2 protein-coding genes are annotated in these 2,000 nt (G+C 59.0%); both read right to left on the bottom strand.

Going from position 1 to position 2,000, the window contains the following annotated elements; translation table 11 throughout:
* Window positions 1–135: 135 nt before the first annotated feature.
* Complete coding sequence (locus KGA97_RS29365; protein ID WP_192418586.1) at window positions 136–522, bottom strand: DUF488 domain-containing protein; 387 nt, start codon at window positions 520–522, stop codon at window positions 136–138.
* Window positions 523–525: 3 nt separating this feature from the next.
* Complete coding sequence (pcsA, locus tag KGA97_RS29360) at window positions 526–1,248, bottom strand: phosphatidylcholine synthase (protein ID WP_008028178.1); 723 nt, start codon at window positions 1,246–1,248, stop codon at window positions 526–528.
* Between the last annotated feature and the right edge of the window lie 752 nt (window positions 1,249–2,000).

Genomic DNA, 2,000 nt, shown 5'->3' with positions numbered 1-2,000 from the left:
CCTTGAGAACGACGCGATCCATTGTAGGAGCCGGCTTGCTGGCGATGGCGTCCGTCCAGTGACTAATTAGTTTGACTGACAGAACGCTATCGCCAGCAAGCCGGCTCCTACAGGGGATTTGTGGGGTTTTGGAATTTAAATAATCTTGGCGCCGCGTGCTTCCAGCAGTTCGCGCAATACCGAGCGATGGCAGTGCGCTTCATCTTCGCAATAGCAGCCGACGGCCAGCGAGGTTTGATGGGAGAGGGCTGCCAACAGATCCAGCAACTGGCTGGGCGCAGGCTGATTCATTTCAGCCTTGAACTTGCGCTTGAAGCCCTCCCAGGTTTTTTCATCAGCCGCTGCCTTGGCTTCGGCGACTAATTCAGCGCTGGGCGACAGCAGCGGTTGCCACACATCATAAAAATCCCGGCGGGCAAACTCGGCCTTCGGCACGCCACGAGGCGGGCGGCGCACGGTGCCTAACCGAAGGCCTTCATCGGGCAGGCGCGGTGAGCCGAGTCGTACGATATGAATAGGCATGGCTTATGGGTGCCGCGAGCCGTCAAACCATTCCATCGCCGTGCGCCAGATGCAAATCCCCAGGAAGTAGGCCGACATCAGCAACCAGAGCCCCATGACCATCGGGTTGATCACCGGATGGTTGATCACCAGCGACAAGCTGCACAGCAACCAGATGGCCGTCACGGCGATGTTGATCGGCATGAACCGGCGCACGCGAAACGGGTGCAGGAATTTCATCCGGGTCACGGTCAGCAACGCCAGGCCGATGACGGTGAGCAGGGTGATCCACGGCGACGGGGCGATGATGTACAGGCATAGCGCAACCACGTTCCACGCGGCGGGGAAGCCCTGGAAGTAGTTGTCTTTGCTTTTCATGTTGACGTTGCAGAAGCAGAACAGCGACGAGACCAGAATCAGCGACACGGTCAGCAGCAGGGTGTAGTCCGGCAACGGGATGTAACGATAGATAAACAGTGCCGGGATAAACACGTACGTCAGGTAGTCGATGACCAGGTCAAGGATCGAGCCGTCGAAGCTTGGCAACACCGACTGTACGTTGACCTTGCGCGCCAGTGCGCCGTCGAGCCCGTCGACGATCAGTGCGACGCCCAGCCACAGCAGGCAATTGGTGGGCTGGTTTTCCAGCAGGGCGAGGGTGGCGAGGAAGGCTGTGACTACGCCAGTGGCGGTAAAACCATGGGCGCCCCATGCTTTGAGCCTGGCGATGTGTAGGGTGGATATCACGGGGGCGTTCTCCAGAAAGTGAAGCAAGCCAGTCATCACCCTCGTTTATCGGGGGCGGTGGCGAACCGGGTCGGGTTGCAGGTATCGACCGGAAATCCGGGAATAAGGTTCACCGTCTGTAAATCTTAGCTGGGTCGTCAAAAAATACTGTGGTGTTGGGGATGAAATCCTTCACCAAAGGGAGTGTCGCTGTCGGACTGCGCTTGCGTCCATTTCAGGGGGCTGATTGCTGACCTGATCTTGCGGGTGTACCCGGAGCCCATGTGGGAGTGAGACCGGCTTGCCGGCGATGGCTGTGTGTCAGGCGACGGATTTTTTGGGGGTGTACATATCCATTCCTGCGGTAACGGCGGCTATTGGTTTCGCTCTTACAGCGAGTCCCTTTTTCAAACGCCAAAAAGGAACCAAAAGGCTTTGCCCCTGACGTACGGTGCCTCGCCAAGGCTCGCCATGCCCTCGCTCCGGTCCTGCTCCGTGGGCCCGCCGCCATCGGCCATCCCTGGCCGGGGGCGGCTAACCCGGCATCCATGCCGGGTTGCCCACTGCGCAGAACCTCCACTCGGCCTTCCGACGGGGCAGATCAAAATCAAAAGCAAAGCAAAGCAAAGCAACAGCAGCAGACGCGGTAATTGGCCATGGCACCAATCAACTGTAGGAGCCAGCTTGCTGGCGATGGACGTCAACGATAACGCGGGCTGTCTGAATGAACGCGTTGCCCCGACGCTTTTCGCCGGCAAGCCGGCTCCTACAGG

It is taken from the genome of Pseudomonas sp. BF-B-15, from assembly GCF_019946675.1.
Taxonomy (GTDB): Bacteria; Pseudomonadota; Gammaproteobacteria; order Pseudomonadales; family Pseudomonadaceae; genus Aquipseudomonas; species Aquipseudomonas migulae.
This window is presented reverse-complemented; position numbering and strand designations above follow the sequence as displayed.

Excerpts from the sequence above, each read along its gene's own strand:
- KGA97_RS29365 (WP_192418586.1), bottom strand. The coding sequence starts at position 522 with ATGCCTATTCATATCGTACGACTCGGCTCACCGCGCCTGCCCGATGAA.